Genomic DNA, 15478 nt, shown 5'->3' on the forward strand with positions numbered 1-15478 from the left:
CTAACTCACATTCCCAGAATCTTGCCGACGGTGAAGATGTCCTTGTCGCCGCGGCCGGAGAGGTTCATCAGGATGATCTCGTCCTTGCCCATCTTCGGGGCGCGCTTGATGACTTCGGCCAGCGCATGACTCGGCTCCAGCGCCGGAATGATGCCTTCGAGGCGCGTCAGCGTCTGGAAGGCTTCCAGCGCCTCATGATCCATGATCGGCACGTATTCGGCGCGGCCCATATCGTTCAGCCAGGAATGTTCCGGACCGATGCCGGGATAGTCGAGGCCGGCCGAGATCGAATGGCCTTCCTTGATCTGGCCGTCGCCATCCTGCAGCAGGTAGGTACGGTTGCCGTGCAGCACGCCGGGCGAACCGGCGGTGATCGAGGCGCAATGCTCGTCGCCCTGCAGCCCCTTGCCGCCGGCTTCGACGCCGACGATCTTGACGCCTTCGTCATCGAGGAAGGGATGGAAGATGCCGATGGCGTTCGAACCACCGCCGACGGCAGCGATGACGAGATCCGGCAGGCGGCCTTCGGCCTCCAGGATCTGCGCACGGGCTTCAGTGCCGATCACGGCCTGGAAATCGCGGACCATTTCCGGATAGGGATGCGGGCCGGCTGCCGTACCGATCAGATAATAGGTATCGTCGACATTGGTGACCCAGTCGCGAAGGGCCTCGTTCATGGCGTCCTTCAGCGTGCCGCTGCCGGCCGTCACCGGAATGACCTCGGCGCCCAGCAGCTTCATGCGGAAGACGTTCGGCGCCTGGCGCTCGACATCGGTCGCGCCCATGTAGACGACGCAGGGCAGGCCGAAGCGGGCGGCAACCGTCGCCGATGCCACGCCATGCTGGCCGGCGCCGGTTTCGGCGATGATGCGGGTCTTGCCCATGCGCTTGGCGAGCAGGATCTGGCCGATGCAATTGTTGATCTTGTGCGAGCCGGTGTGGTTCAGCTCCTCGCGCTTGAAATAGATCTTCGCGCCGCCAAGCTCGGCCGTCAGGCGCTCGGCGAAATAAAGCGGGCTCGGGCGGCCGATATAGTGCGTGCCGAGAGACTTCAGTTCCGCCTGGAAGGCCGGATCGTCCTTTGCCTTGTTCCATTCCTCCTGCAGATCCAGGATCAGCGGCATCAGTGTTTCGGCTACGAAACGACCGCCGTAAATGCCGAAACGACCGTCCTCATCAGGACCGGCGCGGAAGGAATTGGGTTTGGGCGTCTGGTTCACTCTCTACTCCCTGCTGCCGGTTCCGGCAGACATGCTTCTGCAAAAGCGTCGAAAAACTGGTCGATCTTGCCTAGATCCTTCACGCCCGGCGCACTTTCCAGCGCCGAGGAAAGATCGATGCCGGTGGCCTTGGTGGAAGCCAGCGCCTCGGCGACATTGTCCTTGTTGACGCCGCCCGACAGCATGTAGTCCACGCGATCGTCGACCCAGCTCATCAGGCTCCAATCGAAGGATATGCCGTTTCCGCCCGGCAGCTCCGAGCCGACAGGCGGCTTGGCATCGAACAGGAAGCGGTCGGCAATGCCGATATAGGATTCCACCCGCTTCAGATCGTCGGCCTCGCGCACCGACATGGCCTTCATGACGGGCACATTATGGACGGCTTTGATGGTCAGCACGCGCTCCGGGCTTTCGTTGCCATGGAGCTGCAGCATATCCGGCTTCACCAGCGCCATGATCTCATCGAGATCGTCGTTGCTGGGATTGACCGTGACAGCAACGATCTTCGCCTTGCCGCGCGCGCGCTCCGCCAGCTGGCCGGCGAGATCCGGCTCGATATAGCGCGGGCTCTTTTCAAAGAAGATGAAACCGATGTGGGTAGCGCCGCGCTCAAGCGCACGATCCACCGCTTCCGGCGTCTTCAGACCACAAATTTTGATATCGGGGCTCATGGCAGCGGAGTGACACGAAATTTCAAAAGAGTCGAGCCTAAAGGCGACGTTGGCGGGATTTTTGCGTGGTTCCAGGACCATCGCGCATGAAATAAAAGTGCCCCTCACCCCAGCCCTCTCCCCGTTTCGACGGGGAGAGGGAGCGACAGCGCCAAACTCCTTCGCCCCGCGTGCGGGGAGAAGGTGGACGCGAACAGTTGAGCGAAGCGAAACTGTGAGAGGACGGATGAGGGGTTCGCCTATCCATATGCAATTGCCCCGAACACATCTTTCCACTTCCTCCATCGGCATATGCGATCAATCAAAATCGATCGCGTGCAGCTGGCTGCCGTGGCGCTTCAGCCAGGCCTTGGCCTCGTCCATGTCGGGGCAAAGCTTGCGGCAGAGCGCCCAGAAGCGCGGGCCGTGGTTCATTTCCTTCAGATGCGCGACCTCGTGGGCCGCGAGGTAATCGATGACCAGCGGCGGCGCCATGACGATGCGCCAGGAGAAGCTGAGGTTCCCCTGCGAGGAGCAGGAGCCCCAGCGGCTGCGGGTATCCTTCATGGTGATGGAGGTGACCGTGGCGCGGATGGCGCCCGCGTGCACTGCGACAAGCCTTTCCAGATCGGCGCGGGCTTCCTTCTTCAGGAAGGTGGCGATGCGGCGGCCGGCATGTTCCGGCAGGCCGCTGACGCGCAGCACCGGCAGGCCGTCCACGGTAATGGCCTCGGTGAGGCCGCGCAGGCTGCCGGTGTGCTCGATCCGATGACGCACGCCGCGCAGGAGGATTTCGCTGCCGCTGCGCAGGCTGGTGTCGACCGAGAATTTCGCGAGCTTCGTCAGCAGCCAGCCCTGATGCCGGTCGAGAAAGGCATTGACCTCGCGGGCGGCCAGGCCGCGCGGTATGGTCATCTTCAGCGCCCGTCCGCCGGGCTCGATCCGGAGCGTGATGCGGGTCGCCCGCTCGTGCTGGCGGATCGTCAGCGGCATCAGCCGGCCGGCGACATCGAGGGTGCGCGTTTCCGGCGCAGGCGGCTTGGGGGGAGATCTTCGGGATCTGGACAGAAGCGGAAACATAGAGGCAGTTTTATACGATTCGGGCTGATATCTGGCAAAGAAAAACCGGCATCACAGGATGCCGGTTTCGATTGTGCGGCGTGACCGCGATCACGGCGTCTGGAACTCCGTCACCGGGCCGCCATTGTTGTCGCTGCGCTTGACGTTGTTGCGCTCGCGCATGAAGCGGTCGAACTCGTCCTGGTCCTTGGCGCGACGCAGCTCGCGGACGTAGCTGTCGAATTCGGCACGCATCTCGTCCAGCTTGCGGCGCTCCTGCTCGAGACGCTCAAGCTCAGCCTTGCGCCAGTCGTCAAAAGCGACGTTGCCGGTGGAGAAGGAGTGACGGTGACGACCGCGATGACGGCCACAGCCGGCAAACACGCCATCGGCCCTTTCATTCACATCCCGTTTGAAATCCCGCAAACGTTCCCCGAAGAGAATGTAGGCAAGCATGGCAAAGCCCAGCGGCCAAAAGACCACGAAGCCAAGTACCATCAGGGCAATAGTAGCCGGAGTCCAATCCGGGCGAAGCAATGCAGATTGGTTCATCGTGAGGTATCCTCGCACGGCGCATCGCCCCTCGACCGATATTGATCAATGGTAAGGCTTCTGCGCGGTTTTTAAAGCTCTACTGCATCTCAGCGCGTTCCAAGGACGCGCGGCGCGGCAAACGGCCCGATCATCTGCGGTACCGCTGGAATCGAGATGGTAACCTCTTCGTGAGCCTTCAATAGTATCGCCGGACGGAATCGGACAAGTGCTTGAATTCGCGCCTATAATTCAACAAAAGCTAATATTTTGCACCGGCGGAGCGCGACGATATTCTTCGAACATCGGCGCGCCTCGCCGTTTTATTTTGCGTGCTCCCAAAAAGGAGCGGTGATTTTGGGTGCAAACACGCGCTCAGGCGGATTTGCCGCCCTTGATGACCCGCTTGACGACCGATCGGCCGGCGCGCGCGTGCTGGCGCGTGAAGGCCAGAATGCGCGGTGCAATCTCGCGGCGGAAGCGCGAGCCGTTGAAGACGCCGTAGTGGCCGACATCCGGCTGCAGATAGTGCATCCGCATGTGCTCGGGAATGCTGGTGCAGATGGTCTGCGCCGCATGCGTCTGGCCGACGCCTGAAATATCGTCGTTCTCGCCTTCGACGGTCAGCAGCGCGACGTTGCGGATGGCCGAGGGATCGACGCGCTGGCCGCGATGCATGAGCTCGCCCTTGGGAAGCGCATGCTTGATGAACACCTGATCGACGGTCTGCAGGTAGAATTCCGCCGTCAGATCCATGACGGCAAGATATTCGTCATAGAAATCACGGTGCTTTTCGGCAGGCTCGCCGTCATTCTTGACGAGATGGACGAAGAAATCCTTGTGGGCGATCATATGGCGGTCGAGGTTCATCGACATGAAGCCGGAAAGCTGCAGGAAACCGGGATAGACAGGCCGCATGAAGCCCGGCTGCGGCCAGGGCACGTTCATGACGACGTTGTCGGCAAACCATTCCAGCGGCTTTTCCTTGGCGAGCTGGTTGACCGCCGTCGGATTGATGCGGGTGTCGATCGGGCCGCCCATCAGCGTCATCGACGAGGGCGCCAGGCGATCGCCGGCCGCTTCCATCACCGCGGCGGCGGCGAGAACCGGCACCGACGGCTGACAGACTGCGACGACATGGGTGTCCGGCCCGAGGTGGTGCAGCATCTCGATGACGTAATCGATATAGTCCTCCAGATCGAAGGTGCCTTCGGTCATCGGCACCATGCGGGCATCGATCCAGTCGGTGATATAGACGTCGGCGCCCGGCAGCAGGGCTTCGACGGTGCCACGCAACAGCGTCGCATAGTGGCCCGACATCGGCGCGACGATGAGGATGCGCGGATCGGTGCCGTGGCCTGCGGGCAGGCTACGCTCGAAATGGATAAGATTGCAGAAGGGCTTCTTCCAGACGATCTTTTCATGAACAGAGACCGGCTTGCCTTCGATCTGCGTCTCGTGCAACCCGAATTCCGGCTTGCCGTAGCGTCTGGTCGTGCGCTCGAAGACCTCGAGGCTGGCCGTCAACGTGCGGCCGAACACCGTATGGGACAGCGGATTGAGCGGGTTGGCATAGGCCAGGCGCATCATGTCGGCCGCTGCGCGGAAGGGAGCGAGAGCGGCGTGGTTGAGTTCGTAAAACTGATAAAACATGGGGGCTTTGCCTTTCGTGACGCGGGTTGCAAACCCGCACATCACCTGGATCATGGAAACGCACGCGCCTTGCGTGTCGCTGCTTTCACTGCGGCGCTCCTCCGGTCGCGCTGTGCAGCAGGATGATCACGGCTCCGCGGGCGCGATCCTCATCCTTTAAGCTCTTACTATCGAAGCTAGCAGCTTTTGCTGCAGAGCAACATAAGTACAACGGCTCTTTCTATAAAAAACGCCGGAGAATCGCTTCTCCGGCATCAACAATGATCTCAAAAAGTTAAAGTTCCTGAGCTGAAGCGTCTCAGGCGTCCGCCAGGAAGGTCTGGCGCTGCGTGCCGAGGCCTTCCATGCCAAGCTCGACGACATCGCCCGGCTTCAGGTACTGCGGCGGCTTCATGCCCATGCCGACGCCGGGAGGCGTGCCGGTGGAGATGACGTCGCCCGGGTGCAGCGACATGAACTGGCTGAGATAGGAGACGAGGAAGGCAACGCCGTAGACCATGGTCTTGGTCGAGCCATTCTGCATCATCTTGCCGTTGACCTTGAGCCACATGCCGAGATTCTGCGGATCGGCGATCTCATCCCTGGTGACGAGCCAGGGGCCGATCGGGCCGAAGGTGTCGCAGGACTTGCCCTTGGTCCACTGTCCCGAGCGCTCCGTCTGAAAGGCGCGTTCGGAGACGTCGTGCGAGACGCAGTAACCGGCAACGTAATCCAGCGCATCGGCTTCGCTGACATACTTGGCCGTTTTGCCGATGACGACGCCGAGCTCGACTTCCCAGTCGGTCTTTTCAGAGCCGCGCGGGATCAGCACGTTGTCGTTCGGGCCGACGATCGCGGAGCTGGCCTTCATGAAGATGATCGGCTCGGGCGGCACGGTGGCGCCGGTTTCGGCGGCGTGGTCGGAGAAGTTGAGACCGATGCAGATGAACTTGCCCGTACCGGCAACGCAGGCGCCGAGACGGCCTTCCGCCAGTTCGGGCAGACTTTTGGGATCGAGGGCGGCGATCTTTGCAAGACCTGCCGGCGAGATGGCCTCGCCGCCGATGTCGGCGACGTGAGCGGAGAGATCGCGGATCTTGCCGTCGCTATCCAGAAGTGCCGGCTTTTCCTTGCCGACTTCGCCAACGCGCAACAGTTTCATGGATTTTCCTTCCCTGCATTTTCAAAGACGAGATTGCCTATACGACAAGATTGATGACACCATATATGAACGAATTATTCACCAGTGTCATCAATCGATTTCGCGGAGCCTAGCATGGCTTGGCTGCGCACGCCGAAAAAACAGCCCGTTCAGCTCGCGGGCAACGATCTGGCGATTTCGACAATGACGTCGAAAGCCGTATCGATATCCTCCGCGGTCGACTCGAACTGGCCGGCCTGGAAGCGAATGACCAGCCGCCCGCCGACGCGGGTCTGCGTCAGGTAGATGCGGCCGTCATTGTTGATGGCGGTCAGCAGGCGCTGGGTATGGCCTTCCTGGTCAATGCCGGCGGGCGCCTTGTGATCGAAGGAGAACAGCGACAGGAACGGCTCGGTGACGATTTCGAAATCAGGCTCGGCGGCAAGCCGCTTAGCCAGATTCTGCGACCAGGACACATGGTTGCGGATCATCGTCCGCAACCCTTCCAAGCCGTGATAACGCAACAGGAACCAGAGCTTCAGCGCACGGAAGCGGCGGCCGAGCGGCACGGACCATTCCGAATAGTTGATGATGCCGTCATGGCCGTGGGTGCGCAGATATTCGGGCTGGATCGCCAGCGTGCGCACCAGGGTCTCCGGCTCGCGAACGAACTGGACGGAGCAATCGAACTGCGCGCCAAGCCATTTATGCGGGTTGAAGACGATGGAATCGGCCTGCTCGACGCCTTGCCAAAGCGGGCGGAATTCCGGGCAGATCATCGCCGAACCCGCCCAGGCGGCATCGACATGCACATAGAGGCCGTGTGCGTGGGCAACCTCCACAACGGCGGCGATATCGTCGCAGGCGCCGACGCTGGTGCCGCCGACGCAAGCGATGACGCCGGCCGGCAGCAATCCGGCCGCCCGGTCACGCTCGATGGCTGCGGCGAGCGTTTTCGGGTCCATGGCCTTGCTGGGACCGCCCGAGGGAATGCGCACCAGATTTTCATCGCCGACACCGGCAATCCAGATGGCGCGGTCGATGGAGGTGTGAACCTGGTCGGTGGAATAGATGCGCACCGCCTTGTTGGCTGCCAGCCCTCGGCTGTTGCCCTGCCACTCCAGCGCTCTCTCGCGCATCACCAGGACGGCTGCAAGAGTTGCGGTCGAGGCTGAATCCTGGATGACGCCGGTGAAGGTTTCGGGCAAGCCGAGAGCCTGACGCAGCCAATCGACCACCTTGGTTTCAAGCTCGGTCGCGGACGGCGATGTCTGCCAGAGCATGCATTGGGCGGCGATGGCGCTGACCAGATATTCGGCAATCACCGAGACGGGAGCAGCATTGGCGGGAAAATAGGCGAAGAAGCGTGGATGTTGCCAATGCGTCATGCCGGGCACGAGGATATCCTCAAAATCCTTGAAGATATCCTCCATCGCTTCGCCTGTTACCGGCGGGGAATCAGCGATATGCGCCGATATCTCGCCCGGCGCCATCTTCGCCCGTACCGGCCTGTCGCGAAGCGACGCGCGATAGTCCGCGCCCCAATTTGCCGCTTTCTCCGACCACTGCCGGAACTCTTCCCAATTCATGACGATCCTCCCTGCTCTATCGAACGAGGCGGACCTTAGACCGGTTTTGGTATGTGGTCGAGTATCAGAACAGCTCGTCCAGCGCCGGCCCAAGCGGCACGATGCCGTTCGGATTAAGCGTCGCTATCGAGTAGTAGCCGCGCTTGATATGATCGAAGTTGACCGTCTCCGCAATCCCTGGCCAATCGAGCATGCGACGGCAGAAGGACTGGAGATTGGCATAGTCGGACAGCCGGCGGAGATTGCACTTGAACAGGCCATGGTAGGCGACGTCGAAGCGGACGAGGGTAACGAACAGCCTGATATCGCTTTCGGTCGGATGATCGGCGAAGAGAAAGTTCCTGCCCTCCAGCTCCGTCTCGACCCGATCGAGGCAATCGAACACATCGTTGAAAGCTTCTTCATAGGCGATCTGCGTCGTGGCAAAGCCGGCGCGATAGACGCCGTTGTTGAGAGCGGGATAGATCCGGGCATTGAAACTGTCGATCTCTTCCCGCTTGCCGGCAGGGTAAAGGTCGATATCGTTGCGGGCGAAGTCGCCAAAGCCATCATTCAGCATGCGCAGGATATCGGCCGACTCGTTGTTGACGATCGTGCCGGTCTGCTTATCCCATAGAACCGGAACGGTGGCGCGGCCGGTGATATGAGGATCGGCCTTCGTATAGATCTCATGCATGTAGATTGCGCCGTTGACCGGGTCGTTCGTGGCGCCCGGATAGTCACCAAACCGCCAGCCCTGCCTGGACAGCACCGGTTCGACGACAGAAACGGATATGACGTCTTCCAGGCCCTTCAGCTTGCGACCGATCAGGGTGCGCGATGCCCAGGGGCAGATCAGTGCGACGTAAAGATGGTAGCGGCCGGCATCCGCCTTGAAGCCGGCATTCCCTGTCGGTCCTGCGCGGCCATCCGGCGTTACCCAGTTACGGAAGCTCGACGTCTGGCGAACGAAGCCGCCTTTTTCATCCTTGGCCTGGACCGGCTGCCAATCTTCAGTCCATTTCCCGTCTACCAGCAAGGCTATGTCTCCACTCGCGCGCGTTTTTCCGAGAGTCCAGCATAGCGGAACAGAATTTCACGGGAATAACGTAAACTTGAAACAGACTGTCTACCTCGCGAATGCGGATACTTCTATGTATGGAAAAAAGCGTTTTGCGCTCAGGTTTATTGGAGCATCTCATGGCGACATCCGTTTCCACCGTCAAAACCGACCACGCCAGCCGCTATCTCCAGCAGCTCTGCAAGCACTGGAGCCATCGATTCAGCGTGGAGTTCGACCCGGCCGCCGGCAAGGTGCCCTTCAGCCCGGAAAACTCTCTCGATCTCGCGGCCGAGCCCGGCGGCCTGGTCATGACCCTGACTGTCGGAAATCCCGAAGATCTCGAGCGCATGCAGAATGTGGTCGCCGATCACCTCAAGCGCTTCGCTTTCCGCGAAGAACTCGACGTATCCTGGAGCGCCCACGCAAGCAAAGCGTAAGCTCCCATCCTGTGTTCATAGCCAGCCAACGGTCTATTTTCCTGCGATCCACGGCTGGTCCCTCCAACGAAAGAAGCCGCAATGACATCAAGCAACAGCCGCGAATCCCAATATCCGATCGACAAGCTCTTTCTCGACCGCTGGTCGCCGCGCGCCTATTCCAACGAGAGCATTCCGGAAGCGGACCTGCTGACCATTCTGGAAGCAGCGCACTGGGCACCCTCGGCCTCCAACCTGCAGCCGTGGCGGTTCCTCTATGCCCTCCGCGGCTCGGAACACTGGGAAAAGTTCCTGAGCGTTCTGGTGGAATTCAACCAGGGCTGGGTGAAATCCGCCTCCGCGCTGCTCTTCGTCATCTCGCGCACCCATAATGGCGAGCTTGGCTCGGCCGAACAGAAGCCCAGCTACAGCCATTCCTTCGACGCGGGCGCGGCCTGGGGCTTCCTGGCGGTCCAGGCACATCTAGCCGGCTATGAAGCGCACGGCATGACCGGGTTCCATGTCGAAAAATCCTATGAAGTTCTCGGCATTCCCGACGGCTTCCGCGTCGAGGCCGCCGTCGCGATCGGCAAAGTAGGCGACAAGAGCCAGCTTCCGGAAAAGCTGCGCGAGCGTGAAGTCCCGAGCCAGCGTGTGGCGCTTTCGGAACTCGCCTTCAACGGCACCTTCATCGCCAAGTAATCGATAAAAAAGAAAAGGCCGGAGCATCATAACAAATGCTCCGGCCTCGCAATGTATAAGGCCCGCCGGATATTCTCCGCGGGCCTTTTTGCTTATCGAACCAGCCTCAGATATCGAGATTGGCGACGTTCAATGCGTTGTCCTGAATGAACTCGCGCCGCGGCTCGACTTCGTCGCCCATGAGCCGGGCAAACAGGCCGTCGGCATCGGTCGCGTCCGTCACCCTCACCTGCAGCAGGGTGCGGACGTTCGGATCGAGCGTCGTTTCCCAGAGCTGCTCGGCATTCATCTCGCCAAGACCTTTATAGCGCTGCAGCGTCAGGCCCTTGCGGCCGCCGGCAAAGATCGTGTCCAGCAACTGGCGAGGACCGGAAATTTCCGTCTCGCCATCGCGGCGGGTAAGCTTCGGCGGCGTGACGTAAACTTCCTTCAGCCGTGCGCCAAGCTGGTCGATGAGGCGGGCATCCTGCGAGCCGATGAGCGCCATGTCGAGGAAGACGACTTCCTTGACGCCGCGCACCGTGCGCTCGAAGCGCAGGCCGCCCTCGCCGGTCACGGCACCGGTCCAACCGCGTTCGGTTTCCTCGGCGATGATATCGAGCCGCTTGGCGACATCGTTCACCAGCGTTTCCGCGCGTGCGGGATCGCTGACCATTTCGGCGTTGAGAGCACCGGCGATGGCCGCCTGCTCGACGACGGAGCGATTGTAGCGGGAATGCAGATTGTCGATCAGCGTGCGCAGGCGGAGCGCGTCGTAGATCGCCTCGCGCAGATCCTGGCCGACGCGCACTTCGCCGTTGCCGAGACGCAGGCTTGCATCGTCGGTGCCCTGGCCGATCAGATATTCCTCCAGTGCCTTCTCGTCCTTGACGTATTGCACCGACTTGCCGCGCGTCACCTTATAGAGCGGCGGCTGGGCGATATAGAGATGACCGCGCTCGATGAGATCAGGCATCTGCCGGAAGAAGAAGGTCAGAAGCAGCGTGCGAATATGCGCGCCGTCGACGTCTGCGTCCGTCATGATGATGATCTTGTGATACCGCAGCTTTTCGGCGTTGAACTCGTCCTTGCCGATACCGGTGCCGAGCGCGGTGATCAGCGTGCCGATTTCCTGGCTCGACAGCATCTTGTCGAAGCGCGCACGCTCGACGTTCAGGATCTTGCCGCGCAGCGGCAGGATGGCCTGGTTTTCGCGCGAACGCCCCTGCTTGGCCGAACCGCCTGCCGAGTCACCCTCGACGAGGAAGACTTCCGACTTGGCGGGATCGCGTTCGGAGCAATCGGCGAGCTTGCCGGGTAGCGATGCGATGTCGAGCGCGCCCTTGCGGCGGGTCAGTTCGCGCGCCTTGCGGGCAGCCTCGCGGGCAGCGGCGGCCTCGACCACCTTGCCGACCAGCACCTTGGCATCGGACGGATGCTCTTCGAGCCATGTACCGAGCGCCTCGTTGACAAGGCTTTCAACGACCGGGCGAACTTCGGAGGAAACCAGCTTGTCCTTGGTCTGCGACGAGAATTTCGGATCGGGCACCTTGACCGACAGCACGGCCGTCAGGCCTTCGCGGCAGTCGTCGCCGGTCAGCGTCACCTTTTCCCTCTTGGTGATCCCGGAGGTATCGGCATAGGAGGTGATCTGGCGCGTCAGAGCCGCACGGAAACCGGCCATATGCGTGCCGCCGTCGCGCTGCGGGATGTTGTTGGTGAAGCAGAGCACGTTCTCGTGGTAGCTGTCGTTCCACCACATCGCCACTTCGACCGTAATTCCATCCTTCTCGCTGCGAATCGACACCGGCTTCTGGACGAGTGGCTTCTTGGCGCGATCGAGATAGGAAACGAAGGCCTCCAAGCCGCCGTCGTACAGCAGCTCTTCCTGCCTGACGTCGGAATGGCGCTTGTCGGTCAAGAGGATGCGAACGCCGGAATTCAGGAAAGCGAGTTCGCGCAGGCGATGTTCCAGCGTGCCGTAATCGAACTCAATCATGGTGAAGGTGTCGGAGCTCGGCATGAAGCTGACCTCGGTGCCGGTCGCATCGCCCGCGTCACCCGTTTGCTTCAACGGCGCATCGGCCACGCCATGGGTGAAGCTCATCTCATGGATCTTGCCCTGGCGGCGGATCTTCAGGCGCAGCCAAACGGAGAGCGCATTGACCACCGAGACGCCGACGCCGTGCAATCCGCCCGAAACCTTGTAGGAATTCTGGTCGAACTTACCACCGGCATGCAGCTGGGTCATGATAACCTCGGCCGCCGAAATGCCCTCGCCGCTGTGAATGTCCGTCGGAATGCCGCGACCATTGTCCGTGACCGTGACGGAACCGTCGGGATTGAGCGTCACCGTCACGATGTCGGCATGGCCGGCCAAGGCTTCGTCAATGGCGTTGTCGACGACTTCATAGACCATGTGATGCAGGCCCGAGCCGTCATCCGTATCACCGATATACATGCCGGGGCGCTTGCGCACGGCATCAAGGCCCTTCAGAACCTTGATGGAATCTGCGCCATATTCGGCGCTGCCGCCGTTGTCGGTTACGGATGTGTCGGTCATATATTGAAGTCTTTCCAGTGTTTTAGAGAACCCGGCCGATCCCTGGCGAATCAGCGGTTTTTCCTGCCCTGAATATAGGGTGTTTCGTCCTGAAGTTCCAAACGGAAGGCCCCGAAATCAGGTATAAAACAGGGGATTACGGCGCTTTTCAGCCTGTTTTCCCGGCATTTTCCAGAACTCGGGATAGCTCGCGGATCGTTGCGGCGTCAAGACTGCGAATCTTGCCGGCCAAATGGTTGACGAAAGCCGTGTACTCGGGCGCAAGCCCGGAGGTATCGACGACGACGCGCGGATCGGAAAATCGCGCCAGGAGGAACAATTCCTCGGCCTCGTCCCAGATGATATTGAAATAGCCGGCGATGCGCTGCAGCAGATCGAAGGTCGGCAGGCCGCGCTTTCCGTGTTCTAAGGCGGATAAGTAAGCCGGAGTCACATTGAGCGCCTCGGCCATCTGCTTTTGCGAGACACCCTTGCGCAGTCTCAATTTTCGCACCGCTTCGCCGAACGGGGTCAAGGCTTTTCCCCCTTCAAGCGTGATAGGCGGATATAGAGCGCACCCTCGCCGCCATGATGCTGGGCGGCCGTTTCATAGGAGGAGATCAGAAAGCGGAATTCCGGCTTGGAAAACCAGAGCGGCACGGCGCGCTTCAGCGCACCCTCGCTGCCCATGGAGCTGCCCTTGCCCGTTATGACGAGCACATGGCGAAGCCCGCGACCGTGAGCCCGCAGCAGGAAGTCCAGCAGCATGGAATGCGCCTCGCTCTGGATGAGGCCATGAAGGTCGATCCGGGCTTCGAGCGCCAGGTGGCCCCTGGCGATCTTGCGCTTGACGGGACGCTCCAGCGGATGGTGACGGCCGGCGGGCTGCTTTGCCGGCGCTGCGACTTCCGGCGTTTCTGAAGACACCGGCACTGCCTTTGCCTTTGCCGCGCGGCTGCTTTCCTCGCTTTCGGCTTCCGCCTGCAGCACAGCTTCGAAAGCCTCGATATCGGTCATTCGGCCGGGCATGGGGCGCGTGCTCTTGGCGACCTTACCCCAAAGGATACGGTCCTCCGTACTGAGCTTTCGTTCCTTGTTCTGCCGTTCCGGGGCCATCAGCCGAACCTCTGCGCCGCCGCCTTCGGAATGAATATATAAAAATCGGCGTCGTTGCGCACGGTGCCGGCGAGCTCGCCTGCATCATAGCCCGAACCGGTAAAGATATCCCCGCGCGCCGGCCCGACGATCGCCGAGCCCGTATCGAGCGCCAGCATCAGCCGCGCGAAAGGCTTGCCGGCATCGAGATGGGTGAGGCTTTCCGACCGGATGAAGAAGGGAAAACCGAAGGTATGGATCTGCCGATCGACCGCAAGGGACCGGCCGGCCACGAGCGGCACCTTGGCGGCCGCGATCGGACCCAAGGCCGGATCGCTGACATCGGCCTCGCGGAAGAAAATATAGGACCGATTGTGCCAAAGGACTTCGTCGACCTGCTCCGGGTGCCCATAGAGCCAGTCGCGGATCGTCTGCATGGAAATCGTCGCGCGATCCAGCAAGCCGCGTTCGATCAGCAAGCGCCCGACGGCCGAGAAAGGATGACCGGCCTTGGCGGCATAGGTGATGCGGCCAAGCCGTCCATCCGGATAGCGCAGACGCGCCGCACCCTGCACATGCACGAAGAAGACATCGACCTTGGATTTCGCCCAGGCGATTTCCAGACCCTTGCCGTCGAGATAGCCCCGATCGATCTCGCCGCGGTCGGGATAGGCGGAGATGGCGTCGCCCTGAAGCCTGCCGAACATATAGGACGGGTCGAGTTCGGCGGGCCGGTTGGTGTCGTCCAGATCGATCAGATCGGCCGGCCGGCGATAGAAAGGATGGCAAAAGGTTTCGTCCGGCACGGCCGAAACTTCGATTTCCGGCTCATAGAAGGCGGTGACGAAACCATTTGCGCCGCCGTCGCGGCGAATGAAAAAGGGCTGACAGTGCTCCTCGAAGAAAGCCCGGGCTTCCGACCCATTCCGCGGTTCCACCCCTTCGGCGATGTCGAGCAGCGTCAGGAGATCGGCCGAGGTCAGCCCGGCAGCGCCCGTGCGATAGGGCTTCACGGTGCGGATATGGTCCCGGCAGTCCTTCATCGCGCGAAAAAGGCTGGAAGGATCATCGTCCTCCCAGCCCTTCAGATCGGCGAAGGTTGCCGGCTCCAGCCTGAATTCCTGCAATGGGCTCGTCATTGTTCCGATTCGGTCGCCACAAGTTTCCAGTTCGGATCGCGCGAACGCGTGTCGCGGGCGAAGGTCCAGAGATCGCTGATCTCGGCCACCGCCTCGGCATCGCCATCGATCAGCGCGCCGGCCTTGTCATAGGTGGCCGAAATCATCTGGCTGACGATGCGCATGGTGATGAGGGATTCCGTTCCCTTCATCTCGGCGCTGAGGATATCGGCCTTGTCGATGCCGACGAAGGTGGACTTGATCTTCTCGCCCTTGGCCTCGCGATCGGCGATGGCGGCATCGAACCCCTCGTAGACTTCACGGGACAGCAGACCCTTCAGAGACTTGCGGTCGCCTTCGGCGAAGGCCATGACGATCATCTCGTAGGCCATGCGGGCGCCGTTGACGAATTCCTTCGGATTGAAGGCAGGGTCGGCCTTGTTCAGTTCGCGCAGCGAATCATTCAGCGGCGTACCGGCCGGGGTGAAGGCATCGACGGCGGCAAAACGGTCTTCCTCTTCGGTCGCATCGCGCCTCGGCAGGGTCACCACCTTGCCGGCGTCCGGCGGCGTCTGGCCATTTGCCGGATCTGCAGAACCATAGAGATCGCGCGGCGGCTTCTCATTCCCTGTGCGGCGGCCAAGGACGCTGCGCAGCTGAAAAAAGATCAGCACCGCCGCCACCAGGAAAAAGATCGTCACAAAGTCGTTTGCACCCATCTCGTATCGGAACCACCGTTAAAATTAAAAGATCAGTCCCCAT

General features: G+C 61.1%; 15 protein-coding genes. 2 read left to right on the top strand and 13 right to left on the bottom strand.

From position 1 onward, the window contains the following. Window positions 1-5: 5 nt before the first annotated feature. The 8 genes from trpB to GR212_RS32260 form a co-directional block, all read right to left on the bottom strand. Complete coding sequence (trpB, locus tag GR212_RS32225; RefSeq protein WP_163993279.1) at window positions 6-1220, bottom strand: tryptophan synthase subunit beta; 1215 nt, start codon at window positions 1218-1220, stop codon at window positions 6-8. Then, complete coding sequence (locus GR212_RS32230) at window positions 1217-1891, bottom strand: phosphoribosylanthranilate isomerase (protein ID WP_163993281.1); 675 nt, start codon at window positions 1889-1891, stop codon at window positions 1217-1219. The genes trpB and GR212_RS32230 overlap by 4 nt, the downstream gene beginning before the upstream one ends. Window positions 1892-2188: 297 nt before the next feature. Further along, window positions 2189-2950 (bottom strand): M48 family metallopeptidase, encoded by a 762-nt coding sequence (locus GR212_RS32235; RefSeq protein WP_163993282.1) that lies wholly within the window; start codon window positions 2948-2950, stop codon window positions 2189-2191. A gap of 90 nt (window positions 2951-3040) precedes the next feature. Beyond that, window positions 3041-3481 carry a DUF2852 domain-containing protein gene (locus GR212_RS32240; RefSeq protein ID WP_163993284.1) on the bottom strand — a complete coding sequence of 147 codons (441 nt, stop codon included), beginning with the start codon at window positions 3479-3481 and terminating at the stop codon, window positions 3041-3043. Between the two features lie 354 nt (window positions 3482-3835). After that, window positions 3836-5113, bottom strand: coding sequence for a polyhydroxyalkanoate depolymerase (locus GR212_RS32245; RefSeq protein WP_163993286.1), 1278 nt, complete (start codon window positions 5111-5113; stop codon window positions 3836-3838). A 298-nt stretch (window positions 5114-5411) separates the two neighbouring features. Continuing rightward, window positions 5412-6254, bottom strand: a complete 843-nt coding sequence (locus GR212_RS32250; protein WP_163993288.1) for a fumarylacetoacetate hydrolase family protein — start codon at window positions 6252-6254, stop codon at window positions 5412-5414. Window positions 6255-6403: 149 nt separating this feature from the next. Then, window positions 6404-7822 (bottom strand): pyridoxal phosphate-dependent decarboxylase family protein, encoded by a 1419-nt coding sequence (locus tag GR212_RS32255; protein ID WP_163993290.1) that lies wholly within the window; start codon window positions 7820-7822, stop codon window positions 6404-6406. 64 nt (window positions 7823-7886) lie between these two features. Further along, complete coding sequence (locus GR212_RS32260; RefSeq protein ID WP_163993292.1) at window positions 7887-8840, bottom strand: glutathione S-transferase family protein; 954 nt, start codon at window positions 8838-8840, stop codon at window positions 7887-7889. 161 nt (window positions 8841-9001) lie between these two features. Here GR212_RS32260 and GR212_RS32265 point away from each other — a divergent pair, with 161 nt between their 5' ends. Both GR212_RS32265 and GR212_RS32270 read left to right on the top strand, forming a co-directional pair. After that, window positions 9002-9301, top strand: a complete 300-nt coding sequence (locus GR212_RS32265) for a DUF2218 domain-containing protein (protein WP_163993294.1) — start codon at window positions 9002-9004, stop codon at window positions 9299-9301. 81 nt (window positions 9302-9382) lie between these two features. Next, on the top strand, window positions 9383-9982 hold the full coding sequence (locus GR212_RS32270) for a nitroreductase family protein (RefSeq protein WP_163993296.1): 600 nt from the start codon (window positions 9383-9385) through the stop codon (window positions 9980-9982). A 106-nt stretch (window positions 9983-10088) separates the two neighbouring features. On the opposite strand, the gene gyrB is transcribed toward GR212_RS32270, so the two are convergent. The 5 genes from gyrB to GR212_RS32295 form a co-directional block, all read right to left on the bottom strand. After that, the gene (gyrB, locus tag GR212_RS32275; RefSeq protein WP_163993299.1) at window positions 10089-12524 is read right to left on the bottom strand and encodes a DNA topoisomerase (ATP-hydrolyzing) subunit B; all 2436 of its coding nucleotides are present in this window, start codon (window positions 12522-12524) and stop codon (window positions 10089-10091) included. A gap of 148 nt (window positions 12525-12672) precedes the next feature. After that, complete coding sequence (locus GR212_RS32280) at window positions 12673-13038, bottom strand: helix-turn-helix domain-containing protein (protein ID WP_163993301.1); 366 nt, start codon at window positions 13036-13038, stop codon at window positions 12673-12675. After that, window positions 13035-13619, bottom strand: a complete 585-nt coding sequence (locus GR212_RS32285) for a Smr/MutS family protein (RefSeq protein WP_163993303.1) — start codon at window positions 13617-13619, stop codon at window positions 13035-13037. The genes GR212_RS32280 and GR212_RS32285 overlap by 4 nt, the downstream gene beginning before the upstream one ends. Then, the gene (mltA, locus tag GR212_RS32290; RefSeq protein WP_163993304.1) at window positions 13619-14737 is read right to left on the bottom strand and encodes a murein transglycosylase A; all 1119 of its coding nucleotides are present in this window, start codon (window positions 14735-14737) and stop codon (window positions 13619-13621) included. Before mltA ends, GR212_RS32285 begins: the two co-directional genes overlap by 1 nt. Next, complete coding sequence (locus GR212_RS32295) at window positions 14734-15435, bottom strand: Tim44/TimA family putative adaptor protein (protein ID WP_163993306.1); 702 nt, start codon at window positions 15433-15435, stop codon at window positions 14734-14736. Before GR212_RS32295 ends, mltA begins: the two co-directional genes overlap by 4 nt. Between the last annotated feature and the right edge of the window lie 43 nt (window positions 15436-15478).

Origin of the sequence: Martinezella lusitana, assembly GCF_010668395.1 — a bacterium.
Lineage (GTDB): Bacteria > Pseudomonadota > Alphaproteobacteria > Rhizobiales > Rhizobiaceae > Rhizobium > Rhizobium lusitanum_A.